The organism is Streptomyces sp. UC4497, assembly GCF_054871485.1.
Map to the genome: position 1 here is coordinate 242229 of NZ_JBTYHB010000006.1, position 19714 is coordinate 261942.

The window sequence follows — 19714 nt, forward strand, 5'->3', positions numbered from 1 at the left end:
CAATCCGTACGCGTCAGGGCGCGTCAGTGCGCGGATACGGTCAGTGAGTAGAACCGGGTGATCTGTTTCGCGCTCTGGTTGTCGTCGCTCGCGAGGAGCAGGCGGAGGGCGCCGTGCGGGCCGCGGCCCGTGGATCCCGTGACCGTCATCGCCTCGATGTTGTCGAGCAGCGGGTTGGGCTGGGGCTGGTGGGCGGGGGCGCCGAGCGACGGGCAGTTCGCCAGGTCGGCGAGGAGCGTCTTGTGGGCGAGGCGGACGCCGGGTTCGGAGCCGGTGAGCGTGTCGCGGCCGGAAACGTCGGTGGCGCCGCGGAGTTCGGCGGCGTAGAGCCGGATCGTGTTGCCGACGCCGCTGGTGAAGCCGCGTTCCAGGACGAGGAGGCGGCCGCCGGGGGCGGCGGTGACCTCGGAGATGCCGAGGTTCGCGTCGGTGCGGTAGCCGTACTGGGCGGCGGGCGCGAAGGAGCCCGTGGGCGTGCGCTGCCAGGTCTGGAGCCGGTTGACGCCGTCGCCGGTGAGCGGGGACTCCATGGAGGCGAGGAGGGTACGGCCGCCGGGCAGCAGGGTCAGGCCCTCGAAGGAGGCGTTGGCCGTGGCCCGGTCCTTGAGCCGGGCGGGGACCGGGAGGCGGTCGAGGATGCGGGCGCCCGTCCGGTCGTAGCGGCGGATCGAGGGCTCGGTCTCGGACGTGACGAGGTACGTGCCGTCGCGGTCGACGACCAGGCCTTCGGAGTCGAGCGCGGCCCCCTTCTCGTCGGCGAGCGGCGCCACGGAGCGGGGCGCGAGCGTGCGCCGGTCCAGCGTGAACAGGGACGAGCGGTCGGACAGCGCGGCGAGGCGCCCGCCCCGGTCGGAGGCGAGCGCGGAGATGTTGCCGACGAAGGTGCCGTCGTACGTCGTCTTGTCGAGGGCGTCGGAGTAGCCGGTGACGGACACGGACGGGAAGCAGTTCCCCGCCGCCCCGGCGGCGTGCGCCGGTCCGGAGACGGTCAGGCAGGCGGCCGACACGGCGACGAGGGCGAGCACGGAACGTACTGATCTGCGCGACATGGGGTCACCGTAGGACGCGGCCGGCGACGCCGGGGCGGACTTTTCCTGAACGATGCGGTGCGCCGATCCTGAACGATGCGGTGCGCGAACCGATGTCCGGTCCGCATCCACAGGTGACACCCAGCTTCACCACAGCCCGCCCCCACCGGGGCCGTGCACCGTGCAGTGGTGACCTCCTTGACCGAATCGCATTCCCACGCACCCGCACCCCCACCGCCGGTGGAACCGCCGGGCGTGCGCCGCACGCCGCGCTGGTCGCTGCCGGCGCTGCTCGCGATCCTCGTGCTCGCCGGGGTGCTGTACTCCTGGAACCTGTCGTCGGGCAGCCTCAACAGCTTCTACAGCGCCGCGATCTACAGCGGCACGCAGAGCTGGAAGGCCTGGTTCTTCGGCTCCATCGACGCGGGCAACTTCCTGACGGTGGACAAGCCGCCGTTCTCGTTGATGGTGATGAGCCTGTCCTGCCGGATCCTCGGCTTCGGCACCTGGCAGATGATGCTGCCGCAGGTCGCCGCAGGGCTCGGCTCGATCTGGATCCTGCACTCGTCCGTGAAGCGGGTGTGGGGCCACGCGGCGGCGATCATCGCCGCCCTCGTCCTCGCCCTGACCCCGATCACGGTCGCCATCAACCGGGACAACAACCCGGACACCCTCCTGGTGCTCCTGATGGTGGGCGGCGCGGCCCTCGCGCTGCGGGCCACACGTGACGGCAGGCTGCTCCCGCTGCTGGCCTCCGCGGCGTGCTTCGGTCTGGCCTTCAACACCAAGATGCTCCAGGGCTACATCGCGCTGCCCGTGGTGTTCGCCGTGTACGTGTACGCGTCCGACCTCGGCTGGGCGAAGAAGGTCCGCAACCTGGTGCTCGCCGCCGTGGTGCTCGCCGTCTCCAGCCTCTGGTGGGCCACGGCCGTCTCCCTCGTCCCGGCCGACAGCCGCCCCTACATCGGCGGCTCGACGGACGGCTCCGCCTGGGACCTGATCATGGGCTACAACGGCTTCGGCCGGATCCTCGGCGGCGAGGGCAACGGCGGGGGTGGTGGCGGAGGCGGCGGCTTCTCCGGGGCCGCGGGCCTCGGCCGGCTCTTCAACGACACGCTCGGCGGGCAGATCTCGTGGCTGATCCCGTTCGCGGCGATCGCGCTCGTCGGCGGTCTGGTGCTGTGCGGCCGCGCCAGGCGCACCGACATCACCCGCGCCGCGCTCGTGCTGTGGGGCGGCTGGCTGCTCCTGCACTACGTCACCTTCGCCACGGCCGAAGGCACCATGCACCCGTACTACACGACCGCCGTCGCCCCCGGCATCGCGGCGCTGTGCGGCGGTGGCGGCGTGATGCTGCTGCGCGCATTCCGTACGGACAAGCGGTGGGCGTGGGTGCTGCCGGTCGCGCTCGCCGTGACCGGGATCTGGTCGGCGGTGCTGCTGCGCCGCGCCTCCGGCTGGAACAGCTGGCTGTGGCCGGTGATCGCCGTCGTCATGGCGCTCGCGATCGCGGGTCTGCTCGTCTTCCGTACGTCCACGGGCCGAAAGCTGCGGCTGCTCGCCGTGGCGGTGGCGGCCGCGGTGGTCGCGTCGGTGGCGGGTCCGGCGGCGTACGCCTCCGCGACGACGTTCTCCTCCTCCGGCGGGGGCGGCGGCATGGGCGGCTCGAACCCGACGGCCGGGCCCTCCACGGGTGGCGGCATGGGCGGCCCCGGTGGCGGTGGCGGTGGCCGTGGCGGCTTCCCCGGCGGCGGCGAGATGCCGGGCGGCGGCCAGCGGCAGGGCGGCTCCCAGCAGGGTGGCGGTTCGCAGCAGGGCGGTGAGATGCCCGGTGGCGGCGAGATGCCAGGCGGCGGCGAGATGCCCGGCGGCGGTCAGGCGCCCGAGGGCGGCATGCCGGGTGGCGGCGAGATGCCGGGCGGCTCCGGTAAGCAGGAGTCCGGCCAACGCGGCGGAGCCACACGCGGCGGCATGGGCGGAGGTGGCATGGGCGGCAACGTCTCCAGCGACCTGATCAAGTACCTGGAGAAGCACCAGGACGGCGCCAAGTGGCTGCTCGCGGTGTCCAATTCGCAGTCCGCCGCGCAGGTCATCCTGAGCACGAAGAAGCCCGTCATCTCGATGTACGGCTTCACCGGCTCCGACAAGGGCATGACCGTCGCCAAGCTCAAGAAGCTGGTCGAGAGCGGCCAGTTGCACTACATCCAGGTCGGCGAGAGCGGCATGGGCGGCCCGATGGGCGGCAGCAACGACGTCAGCTCCGCGGTCACGAAGTGGGTGAAGAAGCACGGCACGGCGGTGAAGGAGAGCGAGTACAGCAAGAGCTCCAAGAGCTCGAAGTCGAGCAGCTCGAACTCGCAGTCGCTGTACCGCCTGGACGCGTCCGACGTGGACTGACCCCGTAACTCCCTCCACCCCAACGGCCCCTGACACCCAGTCAGGGGCCGTTGTCGTCACACGATCGACGCCTCGCATTCACCCAATCCATACGTGTTCATGTCACGCTCCGTTCCAACAAATCAACCCGCGTAGAACGGACGGACACCCCACATGCCCGGAATCCACATACGCACCTTCGCCCTCACCACCGCGGCCGTACTGGCCGCCGTCGCCCTCCCCACAGCGACGGCGACGGCGACAGCGCCCCCGACCACCGCGGCCACCACCACGGTCACCACCGCGTACGACGACGCGTACTACCAGGACGCCGAAGGCAAGACCGGCACCGAGCTCAAGAGCGCGCTGCACACGATCATCAGCGACCAGACGAAGCTCTCCTACGACGCGGTCTGGGACGCCCTGAAGACCACCGACCAGGACCCGGCCAACAGCTCCAACGTGATCCTGCTCTACAGCGGCACCTCACGCGCGAAGTCGGCCAACGGCGGCGACAGCGGCGACTGGAACCGCGAGCACGTCTGGGCCAAGTCGCACGGCGACTTCGGCACGGCGACGGGCCCCGGCACGGACCTGCACCACCTGCGCCCCGAGGACGTCACGGTCAACTCGATCCGCGGGAACAAGGACTTCGACGAGGGCGGCAGCGCGGTCGACGGCGCCCCCGGCAACCTCACGGACGCCGACTCGTTCGAGCCGCGCGACGCCGTCAAGGGCGACGTCGCACGGATGATCCTCTACATGGCGGTCCGCTACGAAGGCGACGACTCCTTCGCCGACCTCGAACCCAACGACTCCGTGGACAACGGCAGCGCGCCGAACATCGGCAAGCTGTCGGTCCTGAAGAAGTGGAGCGACGAGGACCCGCCGGACGCCTTCGAGCAGAACCGCAACGAGGTCATCTACGACACCTACCAGCACAACCGCAACCCGTTCATCGACCACCCGGAGTGGGTCGGGTCGATCTGGTAGGCGCCGTCCGGTAGGCGCTGTCCGGTAGGCGCGGCCCGCCTCAGCCCAGGTGCGTGGGCGCGAACATCCTGAGCAGTGCCGGGAGCACCACGACGCGCGGTCCGGGCGCGGCGAAGGCCTTCGCCAGGTCGTCGCGGAGTGTCTCCGGGGTGGTCCGCACCCCGGGGACGCCGAAGGACTCGGCGAGCGCCACGAAGTCGGGGCGGGCCAGCTCGGTCGCCGTGGCCTCGCCGAAGGCGTCCGTCATGTACTCGCGGAGGATGCCGTAGCCGCCGTCGTCGACGATGAGCCAGGTGACGTTCAGGTCGTACTGCTTGGCCGTGGCCAGTTCGGCGATGGAGTACATGGCCCCGCCGTCGCCGGAGACCGCGAGGACGGGCGTCGTCGGGTCGGCGGCGGCCGCGCCGATGGCCGCGGGGAACCCGTAGCCGAGGCCGCCCGCGCCCTGCGCCGAGTGCAGGGCGCCCGGCCACGCGGACCACGCCCAGTACGCGAGGATCGTCATGTCCCAGAAGGACGGGGACGACGCCGGCAGCGCCTCGCGCACCGACGCCAACACCTCTTGTTCCAGGGTGAGTTCCTGCGCGTCGATACGTTCCCGTACGGCCTTCAGGACCGCCGCGACGCGCGCGGGCGCCGTGTCGTCCGGGCGCTCGGCGACCGTCTCGGCCAGCGCCTGGAGCGCGAGCCGTGCGTCGGCGTGGATGCCGAGGGCGGGGTGGTTGGACTCCAGCTTGCCGGCGTCGGCCTCGATCTGGATGACGCGGCCGCGCGGCTTGAACGTGTGGTAGTTCGAGGAGAGTTCACCGAGTCCCGAGCCGACCACCAGCAGGACGTCCGCGTCCTCCAGGAAGTCCGTCGTGTGCCGGTCCTCCATCCAGGACTGGAGCGACAGCGGGTGCTCCCAGGGGAAGGCGCCCTTGCCGCCGAAGGTGGAGACGACGGGGGCGTTGACGCGTTCGGCGAGCGCGAGGAGCTTGCCGGTCGCGTCGGCGCGCACGACGCCGCCGCCCGCGATGATCGCCGGGCGCTCGGCCTTGGCGAGCAAGTCGGCGGCCACGGCGGTGAGTTCGGGCCGCGGCACCAGATCGTGCGGGGTCGCGTCCACCGCCGTGACGACCGGAAGGGTCGTCTCGGCGAGGAGCACGTCCTGCGGGATCTCCACCCACACCGGGCCGTGCGGGGCGCTCAGCGCCGACTCCCAGGCCGCGGCGATCGCCGACGGGATCTGGGACTGCGTACGGACGGTGTGGACGGACTTGACCACGTCCCGGAACGAGGCCTGCTGGTCGCGGAGTTCGTGCAGGTAGCCGTGGCGGCCGCCGCCGAGCCCCGCGACCGGGATCTGACTGCCGATCGCGAGCACGGGCGCCGAAGCGGCCGCCGCCTCCTGGAGCGCGGCGAGCGACATCAGCGAGCCGGGGCCCGTGGAGAGGAGCAGCGGGGCCACCTCTCCCGTGACCCGGCCGTACGCGTCCGCCGCGAACCCGGCGTTGTTCTCGACGCGCAGCCCCACGTACCGCAGTGACGACCGGCGCAGCGCGTCGAACATGCCGAGCGCGTGCTGCCCCGGGAGACCGAAGACGGTGGCCGCGCCGAGTCCGTGCAGGGTCTCGACGACGAGGTCGCCGCCGTTGCGCCCGGCGGGCGGGTTGAGCGCCGCGGCGATCTGCTCGGGGGTGGGCGTCAGTTCCAGGTCGTGGTCGTGCGTCACTGGTGGTCCGTCTCCTTCGGCGCGTATGTCTTACGCGCGTGCGTCGGCGATCTGGCGGGACATGATCGTCGTCAGCTCGTACGCGGTGTGCGAGGCGGCGACGGACGTGATCTCCGCGTGGTCGTACGCGGGCGCCACCTCGACGACGTCCGCTGACACCAGGTTGCACGAAGAAAGGCCGCGGAGGATCTCCAGGAGCTCGCGGGAGGTCATGCCGCCCGCCTCCGGGGTGCCGGTGCCGGGCGCGTGGGCCGGGTCGAGGCAGTCGATGTCGATGGATATGTACAGCGGGCGGTCGCCGATGCGCTGGCGCAGCTGGTCGGCGACCTCGTCGGCGCCGCGGCGGTAGACGTCGGCCGAGGTGACGATGCCGAAGCCGAGCTTCTCGTCCTCCGTGAGGTCGGAGCGGCCGTACAGCGGGCCGCGCGTGCCGACGTGGGAGAGGGCGGAGGTGTCGAGGATGCCCTCCTCGACGGCGCGGCGGAACGGGGTGCCGTGCGTGTACTCGGCGCCGAAGTACGTGTCCCAGGTGTCGAGGTGCGCGTCGAAGTGCAGCAGGGCGACCGGGCCGTGCTTCTTGGCGACGCTTCGCAGCAGCGGCAGCGCGATGGTGTGGTCGCCGCCGAGCGTCATCATGCGGGCGCCGGAACCGAGCAGGTCGTCGGCGGCGGCCTCGATGGTGTCGACGGCCTCGTTGATGTTGAACGGGTTGGCGGCGATGTCACCGGCGTCCGCGACCTGCGCGAGCGAGAACGGGGACGCGTCCTGCGCCGGGTTGTAGGGCCGCAGGAGACGCGACGCCTCGCGGATCGCGTTGCCGCCGAAGCGGGCGCCGGGCCGGTAGGAGACACCGGTGTCGAAGGGGACGCCGACGACCGCCACGTCGGCGGCGTCCACCTCGTCGAGCCGGGGCAGGCGGGCGAACGTCGCCGGACCCGCGTAGCGCGGGACCCGGGAGGAGTCGACCGGTCCGACGGCGCCCGTGGGGCCGTTGGGAACGCGGGGCGTCTCGTTGCTGTTCATTGCGCGCATGCCTTCTTTCCTGCGAGTGCGTACGGGGTTCGTACGGGATTACTGCGTGACGGCGGCGGGAGCCGGCTCGGGCTCCTCGGCGCCGCGCCCGGCGAGCCGCTCGCGCCAGTTGGCGAGGACGGCGGCGTCGGTGGGCCGGGTGGCCAGCGACACGACGACGTAGACGACGAGTGACGCGGTGAGGCCGTAGTACACGGGCTGGTTGGCGAGGATGCCGTAGCGCCACATCGCGCCGATGACGGTGAGACCGCCGACGGCGACGGAGGCGAGGGCGGCAGGACCCGTGCCGCGCTTCCAGACCAGCCCGCCGATGATGGGCACGAGCAGCCCGCCGACGAGCAGGTTGTAGGCGACGGTCAGCGCCTCGACGACGTTGTTGAGGAGGATCGAGATGACGATCGCGACGACGCCGAGGCCGAGGATGAACATCCGGTTGCCCTTGACCTCGTCGTGGTCGCTCTCCCCCGCGTCCTCGGCCTTGATGCCGCGCAGCCGCTTCCAGATGTCGTTGTTGGCGACGGTGGCGCAGGCGATGAGCGCTCCGGACGACGTCGACATGACGGCCGCGAGGGCGGCGGCGAGGACGAGCCCGCGGACACCGACGGGCAGCTCGTCCTTGACGATCTGCGCGAACGCCTCGTCGGCCTGGCCGAGCCCCTTCGGGTAAAGGACCTTCGCAGCCGTGCCGATGACGGCACCGCCGATCGCGTAGACCAGGCAGTAGATGCCGGAGGCGGTACCGCCCCAGCGGGCCACCTTGTCGTTGCGGGCGGTGAAGACGCGCTGCCAGATGTCCTGCCCGATGAGGAGGCCGAACGTATAGATCAGCACGTACGTGAAGATCGTCTCGCCGCCGATGCCCAGCGGGTCGAAGTACGAGGTGGGCAGCTGGGCCTTCATCTCACTGAAGCCACCCGCCTTGACGATGGCGACCGGCAGCAGGATCAGCAGCACGCCGATGGTCTTCACGACGAACTGGACCATGTCGGTGATGGTGATCGACCACATGCCGCCGAGCGTCGAGTAGGCGACGACGATGGTGCCGCCGACGATGATCGCCAGGGTGCGCGGCACGTCGAAGAGGACGTCGAAGATCGTCGCGTACGCGATGGTGGACGTGACCACGAGCATCAGCGTGTACGCCCACATCACGATGCCGGAGATCATCCCGGTGCGGCCGCCGCCGTAGCGCAGGTCGAGCATCTCGGAGACCGTGTAGACCTTCAGGCGGGCGATGCGCGCCGAGAAGAAGAGCGACAGGGCGAGGATGCCGAGGCCGATGGTGAACACCAGCCACGCGCCCGACAGGCCGTACTGGTAGCCGAGGCCGACGCCGCCGATGGTGGAGGCGCCACCGAGCACGACGGCCGCCATGGTCCCGGAGTACATGGCGGGGCCGAGGCGCCGGCCCGCGACCAGGAAGTCGCTCTTGGACTTGGCGCGGCGCATGCCCCACCAGCCCATCGCCAGCATCCCGGCCAGGTAGACGACGATCACTACATAGTCGACGGCCATGGGGGCGTCCTCCTTCGTCCACCTCGGTGGCGTGTCGTGCAGGGGAGTTGTCCGGCTGCGGAGCCCCTGTTGGGCCCCTGGGGGTGTCGGGGACATCCGCCCGTACCCGCACCCACCGGTCGGAAGAAATCTAGGTGGCCGAAAAGCAGCACTGAAGTGTACGTTTCATCCACTGATACGGATCGGAGCAGAGGAATCATCCACAGGTGACCGTGACCGCGCCGCCCACGCCGGGCATTCCGCTCGCCGCGGTGCTCTCCCGCGCCGACCTGGGACTTCGCCAGATCGCGGGGCCCGACGCGGCGGACGTCCTCGTGCACGCGGCGCACACGTCGGAGCTGACGGACCCGGAGCCGTACCTGCTGGGCGGCGAGCTGCTCCTGACGGCGGGCGTGCACGCGCCCGCCGCGCCCGCCGGCGGCTACTTCGAGGAGTACGTGGAGCGGGTCGCACGGTCCGGGGCGGTGGCGCTCGGCTTCGGTGTGACGCCGGTCTTCGACACGGTGCCGCCCGAGCTGGTCGCGGCCTGCGAGCGCCTCGGAATCCCGCTCCTGGAAGTCCCTCCGCGGACCACGTTCAGCGGGGTCGCGCGGGCCGTGTGGGAGCTGATGGCGCAGGCGAGGAACGCGGAGCTGCGCCGGGTCACGGAGGCCCAGCAGGCGTTGGCCTCGGCGGCGGCGCGGCCGGATCCGCTCCCCTCCGTCCTGCGTCAACTCGCCCAGCGCACCGGCGGGTTCGCGGTGGCCGTCACCCCGGAGGGCGACGAGCCGCACCACGCGGGGACGCGTCCCCCGCGCGCCGTGAGCGAGGCGCTCGCCGAACTGACGGCGGTCGTCCGCCCGCACGCCACGCACCTCTTCCCCACCCCGTCCTCGGCCGCGGACACGGTGGGCGGCACGCATCTGTCGGCGTACGCGCTGAGCACGGGCGGCGCGCTCGGCCTCGCGACGCAGGTCCGCTCGCCGGGCGACCACACGATCGCGGGAGCGGCGGTCGTCCTGCTCTCCCTCCTCACCGGCGAACACCGCTCGACCGGCGACACGCGCCGCGCGGCGAGCCTGGTCGACCTCCTGCTCGGCGCGGACCGCGCGGAGGCGGCGACGGAACTGCTGGGCGCGGACACCACCTGGCGGGTGGTCCACGCCCGCCCGCTCACGCCCCGCCCTGCCCCTGACCTGGCGACCCCGCTGACCTCCACCGCCGCGGACGACTCGCTCACCCGCGCCCTGATCCCGTCCGACCAGGACGTCACGGCGCACACGGGCCACGTGCTCGGCGTCAGCGCCCCGGCCCTCGCCCGCGACCTGCCGCTCGCCGACACCCAGGCGGCCAACGCCCTCACCCGCGCACGGGCGACCCGCAGCCCGCTGGCCCACCACCGCCCGGACGACACCCCCGCGCCGACCCTGGCCGCACTGTCCGGCAAGCCGGCGCTCCTGGAGACCCTGCGCACCTGGCTCTCCCTGCACGGCAGTTGGGAAGGCACGGCCCTCGCCCTGACCGTCCACCGCAACACGGTCCGCCAGCGCATCGCCCGCTGCGCGACACTCCTGGAAGCGGACGTCGACGACCCGGACACCCGCATGGAACTCTGGTTCGCTCTCCGGCACATGGGGTGACGCCGCGGGTCCACTCCCCGGAACCGATCACCGCCGCGCCGCGACCCCCGGCACAATGGGCGTATGCCGATACCCGGACTGCCCAGCGATACGCCGACCCGCGCCGCCCTCATCGACCACCTCGTCCGCACCCGCATCGCGGGCGACGTGGCGACGCCCCGCGAGAACAACCTCTCCCACTACCGCAAGCTCGCGAACGGCGACCGCCACTACTGGCTGGGGCTCGAGCTCGGCGACCGCTGGACCGACGAGCAGGACGTGCTCGCCGTCATGGCCGAACGCTGCGGAGTCGTCCCGGACGCCGGGCACCTCTCCGGCCAGGACACCATCGACCCGGAACTGACGGTCGACGCCCTGGACCGCATGGCGGCGCGCCTGCGCAAGGCGGCGGAGGACCACCAGCGCGTCCTGCTCGCCACGGGCCACCCCGGCGGCCTCCTCGACGTCCACCGGGCAACGGCGACGGCGCTGCGCGCGGCGGGCTGCGAGATCATGACGATCCCCGAGGGCCTGGCCACGGACGAGGGCATGGTCTTCCAGTTCGCGGACGTGGCGATGCTGGAGCGCGGTGCGACGCTGTGGCACACGCACTCCCCCGACCCCATGGCCGCGATCCTCGACGGCCTCGCCCGTGAGGGCCGCCCGCAGCCGGATCTCGTCGTCGCCGACCACGGCTGGGCGGGGTGCGCGGCGCAGCGGGGCCTCGACTCCATCGGTTACGCGGACTGCAACGACCCGGCGCTCTTCGTGGGCGAGGCCGAGGGCACGATGCAGGTGACGGTCCCCTTGGACGACCACGTCACGAGCCCGCGGCACTATGACCCGATGACGGCGTATCTGCTGGATGCGGCGGAGCTCATTTAATCGCTGCGCCGGTTCGGCCAATCAATCCCCTGCGGCGGGTGGGCAAATTTAGCCCCGCTCTGGGACGAGACTCGCGGGGTCCGGGGCAGAGCCCCGAGGCCTCGGCCACGGCGCCGTCTACTCAACTCCCGCAGGGGGCGAACTACCACGGATTGAGCCCCTCCGTGCGGCGCGCCGCAAACCCCGGGGTCGGGTCCAAAAACACTCGCCGCACCGCAGGAAACCTCTCCCGAATCCTCCGCGAAGCGTCCTCGCAGGCCCACTCGATCTGAGCCGCAGTGGACGCATCCCGGAAGTCCACCTTCGCCGCGACCAACGCCTCCCGCGGCCCCTGCACCAGCGTGGTCAGCTCAAGGACGGCCTCGACGTGCTCGACCCCGAGCACGATCTGCCGGATCTCGTCCCGGAAGGGCTTCGGCAACGGCCGCCCCACCAGAAGCTCCGCGTTGGACCTCCCGAGCACCCACGCCACCCACAACAGCAGCACGCCGATGCACAGGGACGCCGCCCCGTCCCACGCCGCCGACCCGCTGAGCTGCGAGCCGAGCAGCCCGCCGGCCGCGAGCAACAGGCCTGCCAGCGCCGCACTGTCCTCCAGTACGACCGCCTTCACCGCCGTGTCGGGCGTGTGCCGCAGATACGTACCGAAGGGCACCCGCACCCGGGCCGCCTCGCCCCGCGCCTGCTTGACCGCGGTGCGCAGCGAGAACCCTTCCAGGACGAACGCCACGGCCAGCACCACGTACGACACGACCGGATCGCCCAGCTCCTCACCCGCGACGAGCGTGTGGATCCCGTCGTACAGGGAGAAGACCGCGCCACCCACGAACGTGGCGACGGCCGCGAGCAGCGCCCATACGTACCGCTCGCCGCCGTAGCCGAGCGGATGCTCCTCGTCGGCGGGCTTGTCGCTGCGCTTCAGGGAAGTGAGCAGCAGCAGTTCCGTGACGGTGTCGGCGAAGGAGTGCGCGGCCTCGGAGAGCATCGCGCTGGAGCCGCTGATGACACCGGCGACGGCCTTCGCGAGGGCGATGCCCAGGTTGGCCACGGCGGCGACGACCACCGTGAAGACGCTCTCCCCGCCCGCTTCTTCCGCACGCTCATCCATGTACGGGACGTTATGTCCGATCAGGAGGGAACGCGAACCACGCCCCGCCCGGTCACCCGGGTCAGCGCGGAACGCGCACGACGCCCTCCTGGATGACGGTGATCGCGAGCCGCCCGTCCTGCGTGTAGATCCGGGCCTGCCCGAGCCCGCGCCCGCCGGACGTGGACGGCGACTCCTGGTCGTACAACAGCCATTCGTCGGCCCGGAACGGCCGGTGGAACCACATCGCGTGGTCCAGGGACGCGCCCACGACATCGCCGACGGCCCAGCCGCCCCGCCCGTGGGCGAGCAGCACGGAGTCGAGGAGCGTCATGTCGGAGACGTACGTCGCGAGGCACACGTGCAGCAGCGGGTCGTCCGCGAGCTTGTCGCGCGCACGGAACCAGACCTGGGACCGCGGGGGCTGCGGGTCGCCGACGAAGGCGAACGGCGGCGCGTCCACGTACCGCAGGTCGACGGCCTCACGGGCCTCGAGCAGGCGCTGGACGACGTCGGGCTCCAGCACGCCGTCGACGTAGCGCGGGAGCATCTCCTCCGCGGTCGGCAGCGACTCGGGGTCGGGCGCGGGCGGCATGTCCGCCTGGTGCTCCAGACCCTCCTCGTACGTCTGGAAGGACGCGGAGAGGTGGAAGATCGGCTGCCCGTGCTGGACGGCGACGACGCGGCGCGTGGTGAAGGAGCGGCCGTCGCGGATCCGGTCGACGGTGTAGACGATGGGCGCGCCCGGGTCCCCCGCGACGAGGAAGTACGCGTGCAGGGAGTGGGCGTGCCGGTCGGCCGGGACAGTGCGGCCGGCCGCGACCAGCGCCTGGGCCGCCACCTGCCCGCCGAAGACGCGCGGGACGACGGAGGACCGGGACTGGCCGCGGAAGATGTCCTCCTCGATCTGCTCGAGGTCGAGCAGATCGAGGAGGGATTCGAGTGCCTTGTGCATGGAGTCAGTTGTACCGAGCAGAGATTCCTGCCGGGTTACAGCCCCATGTTCTTGGCGATGATCGACTTCATGATCTCGCTGGTGCCGCCGTAGATGCGGTTCACGCGGTTGTCCGCGTACAGGCGGGCGATCGGGTACTCGTTCATGAACCCGTAGCCGCCGTGCAGCTGGAGGCAGCGGTCGATGACGCGGTGCGCGACCTCGGTGCAGAACAGCTTCGCGGAGGCGGCCTCGGCGGCGCTCAGCTCACCGGCGTCGAGGGCCTCGAGGGCGCGGTCGGCGACGGCCTCGGCCGCGTCCACCTCGGCCTGGCAGGCGGCCAGCTCGAACTTGGTGTTCTGGAACGACGCGACGGTCTTGCCGAAGACGGTGCGGTCCTGGACGTACGCCTTGGCGAACTGCACCGCGGCCTTGGCCTGCGCGTACGCACCGTAGGCGATGCCCCAGCGCTCGGAGGGGAGGTTCTTGCCGAGGTAGTAGAAGCCCTTGTTCTCCTCGCCGAGGAGGTCCTCGACGGGGACCTTCACGTCGACGAACGCCAGCTCGGCGGTGTCGGACGTCTTCAGGCCGAGCTTGTCGAGCTTGCGGCCGATCGAGTAGCCCTCGGACTTCGTGTCGACGGCGAACAGCGAGATGCCGTGGCGGCGGTCCTCGGCGGTCGGCGCGGCGGTGCGGGCGCAGACGATGACGCGGTCGGCGTGCACGCCGCCGGTGATGAACGTCTTCGAGCCGTTGAGCACGTAGTGCGTGCCGTCGTCGGAGAGCTTGGCCGTGGTCTTCATGCCGGCCAGGTCGGAGCCGGTGCCCGGCTCGGTCATGGCGAGGGCCCACATCTCCTCGCCGGTGACGAACTTCTCCAGGTAGCGCTTCTTCTGCTCGTCGGTGGCGAGCAGCTTGATGTACGGCAGGGCGAGCAGCACGTGCACACCGGAGCCACCGAAGGAGACGCCCGCGCGGGCGGTCTCCTCGTACTGGATGGCCTCGAACTTGTGGGTGTCCAGGCCGGCGCCGCCGAACTCCTCCGGCACGTTGATGCCGAAGAGGCCCAGGTCGGCCATCTTCGAGTAGAGCTCGCGCGGCACGATGCCCTGCTGGAACCACTCGTCGTAGTGGGGGACGACCTCGGCCTCGATGAAGGCGCGCAGGGTCTCCCGGAACGCCTCGTGGTCCTCATCAAAAACGGTACGGCGCACGGAGAACTCTCCCTCTACGACGAGTGTGCGGACGACGACCAAGCTACTAAGCGCTTGCTCAGGGACAGGTTACCCACGAGTCGCAAGGAGCGTCCAGAGATGCAGGTCACTCCGGGGCCGCCACCGACCTCACTCTGCGGCAGCCGCCGCGAACGCGCCACGCGCCAGCTTGTGCAGCATCCGCGCGGTCGCTGCCCGGCCGGGCAGCGAGCCCGGACGGCTCAGGTGCGGGGTCGAGTTCAGCAGCCCGAAGACCGCGTGCACGGCCACGCGCGCGTGCGCCTCCACCAGCTCGGGATAGACCTTCCGCACCGCCTCCACCCACAGCTCCACGTACTGGCGCTGCAGCTGCCGCACCAGCTTGCGGTCGCTGTCGCGCAGCCGGTCGAGCTCCCGGTCGTGCAGCGTGATCAGGTCGCGGTCGTCGAGCGCGAAGTCGATGTGCCCCTCGATGAGCGAGTCGAGCAGCGCCTCGGGCCCGTGCTCCGCCTCGGCGACCCGCCGCTTGCCGCCGGTCAGCAGCTGCCCGCTGATCCCGACGAGCAGCTCGGCGAGCATCGCGTCCTTGCCGGCGAAGTGCCGGTACAGGCCGGGGCCGCTGATGCCGACCGCCGCCCCTATCTCGTCCACGCCCACGCCGTGGAAACCGCGCTCGGCGAAGAGCCGCGCGGCCTCCCTGAGGATCTGCTCGCGGCGGGTGGGGGCGTCGGTTCTGGTGGCCATGAAGCAATTCTAGACAGGGACGTTAGCGAGCGTTAACCTGACGGGAGTGGGTTAACGCTCATTAACTTCCGCACCATTCCTCGTACGAGCAAGGGGGCTCGAGGCGATGCAGGAGGCACCGGAGCTGACCGGCGCGGCGGAGCCCGCGTCGGAGGCCTGGCCGGCCAATGAGGCGGCACACCGGGCGCTCGGCGAAGAGCTGCGCGCCAAGCTCGCCGCGGCCCGGCTCGGCGGCGGCGAGAAGGCGCGGGCGCGGCACACCGCGCGCGGCAAGCTGCTGCCGCGCGACCGGGTGGACGCGCTGCTCGACCCCGGCTCCCCGTTCCTGGAGCTGGCGCCGCTCGCGGCGGACGGGATGTACGAGGGGCAGGCGCCGGCCGCGGGTGTGATCGCCGGGATCGGCCGGGTCAGTGGCCGCGAGTGCGTGATCGTCGCCAATGACGCGACGGTCAAGGGCGGCACGTACTACCCGATGACGGTGAAGAAGCACCTGCGCGCGCAGGAGGTGGCCCTGGAGAACCGGCTGCCGTGCGTCTACCTGGTGGACTCCGGCGGCGCGTTCCTGCCGATGCAGGACGACGTGTTCCCGGACCGCGAGCACTTCGGGCGGATCTTCTACAACCAGGCGCGCATGTCGGGCGCGGGCATCCCGCAGATCGCGGCGGTGCTCGGTTCGTGCACGGCGGGCGGGGCGTATGTCCCGGCGATGAGCGACGAGGCCGTGATCGTCCGCAATCAGGGCACGATCTTCCTGGGCGGCCCTCCCCTGGTGAAGGCGGCGACGGGCGAGGTGGTGACGGCCGAGGAGCTGGGCGGCGGCGAGGTCCACTCTCGGGTGTCGGGCGTGACGGACCACTTGGCGGAGGACGACGCGCACGCGCTGCGGATCGTCCGCACGATCGTCTCCACGCTGCCGGAGCGCGGCCCGCTGCCGTGGGCGGTGAAGGCGGCGATCGAGCCGAAGGTGGACCCGGCGGGGCTCTACGGAGCGGTGCCGGTCGACTCCCGCACTCCGTACGACGTACGAGAGGTCATCGCGCGCGTCGTGGACGGCTCGCGGTTCGCCGAGTTCAAGGCCGAGTACGGGCAGACGCTGGTCACCGGGTTCGCGCACATCCACGGCCACCCGGTCGGCATCGTCGCCAACAACGGGATCCTGTTCTCCGAATCCGCCCAGAAGGGCGCCCACTTCATCGAGCTGTGCGACCAGCGCGGCATCCCGCTGCTCTTCCTCCAGAACATCTCGGGCTTCATGGTGGGCAAGGACTACGAGGCGGGCGGCATCGCCAAGCACGGCGCCAAGATGGTCACGGCGGTGGCCTGCACGCGCGTGCCGAAGCTGACCGTGGTGATCGGCGGCTCGTACGGGGCGGGCAACTACTCGATGTGCGGCCGGGCGTACTCGCCCCGCTTCCTGTGGATGTGGCCCGGAGCGAAGATCTCCGTGATGGGCGGCGAGCAGGCCGCTTCGGTCCTCGCGACCGTCAAGCGCGACCAGTTGGAGGCGCGCGGCGAGGAGTGGGCGGCCGAGGACGAGGACGCTTTCAAGGCGCCGATCCGCGCCCAGTACGAGTCGCAGGGGAACGCCTACTACGCGACGGCCCGGCTCTGGGACGACGGCGTGATCGACCCGATGGAGACCCGCCAGGTCCTCGGCCTGGCCCTGACCGCGTGTGCCAACGCGCCGCTGCCGGAGAAGTCCGCCGGCTTCGGCGTCTTCCGGATGTGAGGGGCGGAGCGAGACGTGTTCGAGACGGTACTTGTGGCCAACCGCGGCGAGATCGCGGTGCGCGTCATCCGTACGCTGCGGGCGCTCGGCATCCGCTCGGTGGCGGTGTTCAGCGACGCCGACGCGGACGCGCGGCATGTGCGCGAGGCGGACGAGGCGGTACGGATCGGTCCGCCGGCGGCCACCGAGAGCTACTTGGTGGCGGAGCGGATCATCGAGGCCGCGGCGGCGACCGGGGCGCAGGCGGTGCATCCGGGCTACGGATTCCTCGCGGAGAACGCGGCGTTCGCGCGGGCCTGCGAAGAGGCGGGCCTGACCTTCATCGGCCCGCCCGCCGAGGCGATCGCCCTGATGGGCGACAAGATTCGCGCCAAGGAGACGGTGAGCGCGGCCGGGGTCCCGGTGGTGCCCGGCGGCCGCGACCCGGAACTGGCGGAGGCGGCAAGGAAATTGGGCGCGCCCGTCCTCCTGAAGCCGAGCGCGGGAGGCGGCGGCAAGGGCATGCGCCTGGTCCGCGACCTGACCACCCTGGAGGAGGAGATCGCGTCCGCCCGGCGCGAGGCACGCGCCTCCTTCGGTGACGACACGCTCCTCGTGGAGCGCTGGATCGACCGGCCGCGCCACATCGAGATCCAGGTCCTCGCGGACGGCCACGGGAACGTGGTGCACCTCGGCGAGCGCGAGTGCTCCCTCCAGCGCCGCCACCAGAAGATCGTCGAGGAGGCGCCGTCCGTGCTCCTCGACGAGGCCACGCGCGCGGCGATGGGCGCCGCGGCCGTGGAGGCGGCGCGCTCCTGCGGCTACCGGGGCGCGGGCACGGTGGAGTTCATCGTGCCGGGCGAGGACCCGGCGGCGTACTGCTTCATGGAGATGAACACGCGCCTCCAGGTCGAGCACCCGGTGACCGAACTCGTCACGGGCGTCGACCTGGTGGAGTGGCAGGTACGGGTCGCGTCCGGCGAGCGACTCCCCTTCACTCAGGACGACATCACGCTCACGGGCCACGCGGTGGAGGCGAGGCTCTGCGCGGAAGACCCGTCCCGCGGCTTCCTCCCCTCCGGCGGCACGGTCATCGCGCTGCACGAGCCCGAGGGCGAAGGCGTGCGGGTCGACTCCGGCCTCACCGAGGGCACCGAGGTCTCCAGCCTCTACGACCCAATGCTGGCGAAGATCATCGCGTACGGCCCGGACCGGGACACGGCGCTGCGCAGGCTGCGGGCCGCGCTTGGCCGCACGGTGACGCTCGGCGTGCCGACGAACGCCGGATATCTGCGGCGCCTGCTCGCCCACCCGGACGTCGTGGCGGGCGAGTTGGACACGGGCCTGGTGGAGCGTGCGACGGACGAGCTGGTCGACGCGGAGGTCCCGGCGGGGGTCTACGCGGCGGCGGGCGCGCTGCGCCAGGAGCGGCTGGCCCCGGCCGCGGCCGAGGGCTGGACGGACCCGTTCGACCGGCCCACCGGCTGGCGGCTCGGCGGTGAACCGGCGTGGACCGTGCATCCCTTGAGGGTCGCGGGCCACGACCCGGTCGAAGTCCGGGTACGCGGCACGGAGGTCCTGGTCGACGGCGTCCCGACCACGCCCGCCCGCCTCACCGCGACCGCGGGCGACTGGCTGGCGCGCGACGGCGACGCCTGGCACGTGCGGGACCACGACCCGGTGGCGGCGAACCTGACGGGGTCGGGCGCCGGCGGCGCGGGCTCCCTGACGGCGCCGATGCCCGGCACGGTGACCGTGGTGAAGGTGGCGACGGGCGACCAAGTGACGGCGGGACAGAGCCTGTTGGTGGTGGAGGCGATGAAGATGGAACACGTGATCACGTCCCCGCACGCGGGCACGGTGACGGAGCTGGACGTGTCGCCCGGGACGACGGTGGCGATGGACCAGGTGCTGGCCGTCGTCGCCCCGGCGGACGAGGCGACCGAAGAGGGGGCCGCGCGATGACGCCGGCCGCGCTCCCCATGGTCGTCCCCGCCCAGGGTCTCCCGGCCCGCGTCAGGATCCACGAGGTGGGCGCGCGCGACGGGTTGCAGAACGAGAAGCGGGCGGTTCCCACCGAAGTGAAGGCGGAGTTCATCCACCGCCTGGCCCGGTCCGGCCTCACGACCATCGAGGCCACGAGCTTCGTGCACCCCAAGTGGGTGCCCCAACTCGCGGACGCGGAGGACCTGTTCCCGCTCGTCCAGGACATCGAAGGCGTCCACCTCCCCGTCCTCGTGCCGAACGCGCGCGGCCTGGAGCGGGCGCTCGCGCTCGGCGCGACGCGCATCGCCGTCTTCGCCAGCGCGACCGAGTCCTTCGCCAAGGCCAATCTGAACCGCACGGTGGCGGAGTCCCTCGCCGCGTTCGAGCCGGTCGTGGCCGGGGCCAAGGAGCACCGGGCGCACGTCCGCGGCTACCTCTCCATGTGCTTCGGCGACCCGTGGGAGGGCCCGGTCCCTGTGCCCCAGGTGGTCTCCGTCGCGAAGGCCCTCATGGACATGGGCTGCGACGAGCTGAGCCTCGGCGACACGATCGGCGTGGCCACCCCGGGACACGTACAGACACTCCTGTCGGAGCTGAACGAGGAGGGCGTGCCGACGAACGTGATCGGCGTGCACTTCCACGACACGTACGGCCAGGCGCTCTCCAACACCCTGGCGGCGCTGCGGCACGGCGTGACGACGGTGGACGCGTCCGCGGGCGGCCTCGGCGGCTGCCCGTACGCGAAGAGCGCCACCGGCAATCTCGCCACCGAGGACCTCGTCTGGATGCTGCGCGGCCTCGGCATCGAGACCGGGGTCGACCTCGACCGTCTCACCGACACCAGCAGGTGGATGGCCGAGCACCTGGGCCGACCCAGCCCGTCCCGCACCGTTCGCGCCCTGACCACCCCCCAGGAGTAGC

At 71.7% G+C, this 19714-nt stretch carries 15 protein-coding genes; 7 read left to right on the forward strand and 8 right to left on the reverse strand.

The genetic code is table 11. The features are described 5' to 3' along the window. Window positions 1-23 precede the first annotated feature (23 nt). The gene (locus ACYSUO_RS11500; protein WP_461775959.1) at window positions 24-1049 is read right to left on the reverse strand and encodes an esterase-like activity of phytase family protein; all 1026 of its coding nucleotides are present in this window, start codon (window positions 1047-1049) and stop codon (window positions 24-26) included. Between the two features lie 168 nt (window positions 1050-1217). Between ACYSUO_RS11500 and ACYSUO_RS11505 the strand changes: the two genes are divergently transcribed. Beyond that, on the forward strand, window positions 1218-3425 hold the full coding sequence (locus ACYSUO_RS11505) for an ArnT family glycosyltransferase (RefSeq protein ID WP_461775960.1): 2208 nt from the start codon (window positions 1218-1220) through the stop codon (window positions 3423-3425). 153 nt (window positions 3426-3578) lie between these two features. Next, the gene (locus ACYSUO_RS11510; RefSeq protein ID WP_461775961.1) at window positions 3579-4397 is read left to right on the forward strand and encodes an endonuclease I family protein; all 819 of its coding nucleotides are present in this window, start codon (window positions 3579-3581) and stop codon (window positions 4395-4397) included. A gap of 40 nt (window positions 4398-4437) precedes the next feature. Here ACYSUO_RS11510 and ACYSUO_RS11515 read toward each other — a convergent pair whose 3' ends face one another. Genes ACYSUO_RS11515 through ACYSUO_RS11525 form a run of 3 tightly spaced genes read right to left on the reverse strand, consistent with a single transcriptional unit; the run spans window position 4438 to window position 8658 of the window. Then, a complete protein-coding gene (locus ACYSUO_RS11515) occupies window positions 4438-6111 on the reverse strand; it encodes a thiamine pyrophosphate-binding protein (RefSeq protein ID WP_461775962.1) in 1674 nt (557 codons plus the stop codon). A gap of 30 nt (window positions 6112-6141) precedes the next feature. After that, window positions 6142-7134 (reverse strand): agmatinase, encoded by a 993-nt coding sequence (speB, locus tag ACYSUO_RS11520; protein WP_422407456.1) that lies wholly within the window; start codon window positions 7132-7134, stop codon window positions 6142-6144. Between the two features lie 48 nt (window positions 7135-7182). After that, window positions 7183-8658, reverse strand: coding sequence for a sodium:solute symporter family protein (locus ACYSUO_RS11525; protein WP_461775963.1), 1476 nt, complete (start codon window positions 8656-8658; stop codon window positions 7183-7185). 206 nt (window positions 8659-8864) lie between these two features. Between ACYSUO_RS11525 and ACYSUO_RS11530 the strand changes: the two genes are divergently transcribed. After that, the gene (locus tag ACYSUO_RS11530; protein WP_461775964.1) at window positions 8865-10277 is read left to right on the forward strand and encodes a PucR family transcriptional regulator; all 1413 of its coding nucleotides are present in this window, start codon (window positions 8865-8867) and stop codon (window positions 10275-10277) included. 63 nt (window positions 10278-10340) lie between these two features. Then, window positions 10341-11141 carry a phosphatase gene (locus tag ACYSUO_RS11535; RefSeq protein WP_461775965.1) on the forward strand — a complete coding sequence of 267 codons (801 nt, stop codon included), beginning with the start codon at window positions 10341-10343 and terminating at the stop codon, window positions 11139-11141. Window positions 11142-11283: 142 nt separating this feature from the next. On the opposite strand, the gene ACYSUO_RS11540 is transcribed toward ACYSUO_RS11535, so the two are convergent. From ACYSUO_RS11540 to ACYSUO_RS11555, 4 genes are all read right to left on the reverse strand, one after another. After that, complete coding sequence (locus ACYSUO_RS11540; protein WP_461775966.1) at window positions 11284-12249, reverse strand: cation diffusion facilitator family transporter; 966 nt, start codon at window positions 12247-12249, stop codon at window positions 11284-11286. Between the two features lie 61 nt (window positions 12250-12310). Beyond that, complete coding sequence (locus ACYSUO_RS11545; protein ID WP_461775967.1) at window positions 12311-13183, reverse strand: acyl-CoA thioesterase; 873 nt, start codon at window positions 13181-13183, stop codon at window positions 12311-12313. Window positions 13184-13218: 35 nt separating this feature from the next. Further along, entirely contained in the window at window positions 13219-14376 is a 1158-nt protein-coding gene (locus ACYSUO_RS11550; RefSeq protein ID WP_266719348.1) for an acyl-CoA dehydrogenase family protein, read from the reverse strand. A gap of 129 nt (window positions 14377-14505) precedes the next feature. Next, window positions 14506-15099, reverse strand: coding sequence for an SACE_7040 family transcriptional regulator (locus tag ACYSUO_RS11555; RefSeq protein ID WP_461775968.1), 594 nt, complete (start codon window positions 15097-15099; stop codon window positions 14506-14508). A 106-nt stretch (window positions 15100-15205) separates the two neighbouring features. Between ACYSUO_RS11555 and ACYSUO_RS11560 the strand changes: the two genes are divergently transcribed. From ACYSUO_RS11560 to ACYSUO_RS11570, 3 genes are read left to right on the forward strand one after another with little or no spacing between them, the layout of a single operon-like run. Continuing rightward, window positions 15206-16828 (forward strand): carboxyl transferase domain-containing protein, encoded by a 1623-nt coding sequence (locus ACYSUO_RS11560; RefSeq protein ID WP_461775969.1) that lies wholly within the window; start codon window positions 15206-15208, stop codon window positions 16826-16828. A 15-nt stretch (window positions 16829-16843) separates the two neighbouring features. Continuing rightward, window positions 16844-18772 (forward strand): acetyl/propionyl/methylcrotonyl-CoA carboxylase subunit alpha, encoded by a 1929-nt coding sequence (locus ACYSUO_RS11565; RefSeq protein ID WP_461775970.1) that lies wholly within the window; start codon window positions 16844-16846, stop codon window positions 18770-18772. After that, entirely contained in the window at window positions 18769-19713 is a 945-nt protein-coding gene (locus ACYSUO_RS11570; protein ID WP_461775971.1) for a hydroxymethylglutaryl-CoA lyase, read from the forward strand. The genes ACYSUO_RS11565 and ACYSUO_RS11570 overlap by 4 nt, the downstream gene beginning before the upstream one ends. Window position 19714 lies beyond the last annotated feature (1 nt).

Coding starts and splice junctions, on each gene's coding strand:
- ACYSUO_RS11555 (WP_461775968.1), bottom strand. CDS start 15,099: ATGGCCACCAGAACCGACGCCCCCACCCGCCGCGAGCAGATCCTCAGG.
- ACYSUO_RS11560 (WP_461775969.1), top strand. CDS start 15,206: ATGCAGGAGGCACCGGAGCTGACCGGCGCGGCGGAGCCCGCGTCGGAG.
- ACYSUO_RS11500 (WP_461775959.1), bottom strand. CDS start 1,049: ATGTCGCGCAGATCAGTACGTTCCGTGCTCGCCCTCGTCGCCGTGTCG.
- ACYSUO_RS11535 (WP_461775965.1), top strand. CDS start 10,341: ATGCCGATACCCGGACTGCCCAGCGATACGCCGACCCGCGCCGCCCTC.
- ACYSUO_RS11540 (WP_461775966.1), bottom strand. CDS start 12,249: ATGGATGAGCGTGCGGAAGAAGCGGGCGGGGAGAGCGTCTTCACGGTG.
- ACYSUO_RS11545 (WP_461775967.1), bottom strand. CDS start 13,183: ATGCACAAGGCACTCGAATCCCTCCTCGATCTGCTCGACCTCGAGCAG.
- ACYSUO_RS11510 (WP_461775961.1), top strand. CDS start 3,579: ATGCCCGGAATCCACATACGCACCTTCGCCCTCACCACCGCGGCCGTA.
- speB (WP_422407456.1), bottom strand. CDS start 7,134: ATGAACAGCAACGAGACGCCCCGCGTTCCCAACGGCCCCACGGGCGCC.
- ACYSUO_RS11570 (WP_461775971.1), top strand. CDS start 18,769: ATGACGCCGGCCGCGCTCCCCATGGTCGTCCCCGCCCAGGGTCTCCCG.
- ACYSUO_RS11525 (WP_461775963.1), bottom strand. CDS start 8,658: ATGGCCGTCGACTATGTAGTGATCGTCGTCTACCTGGCCGGGATGCTG.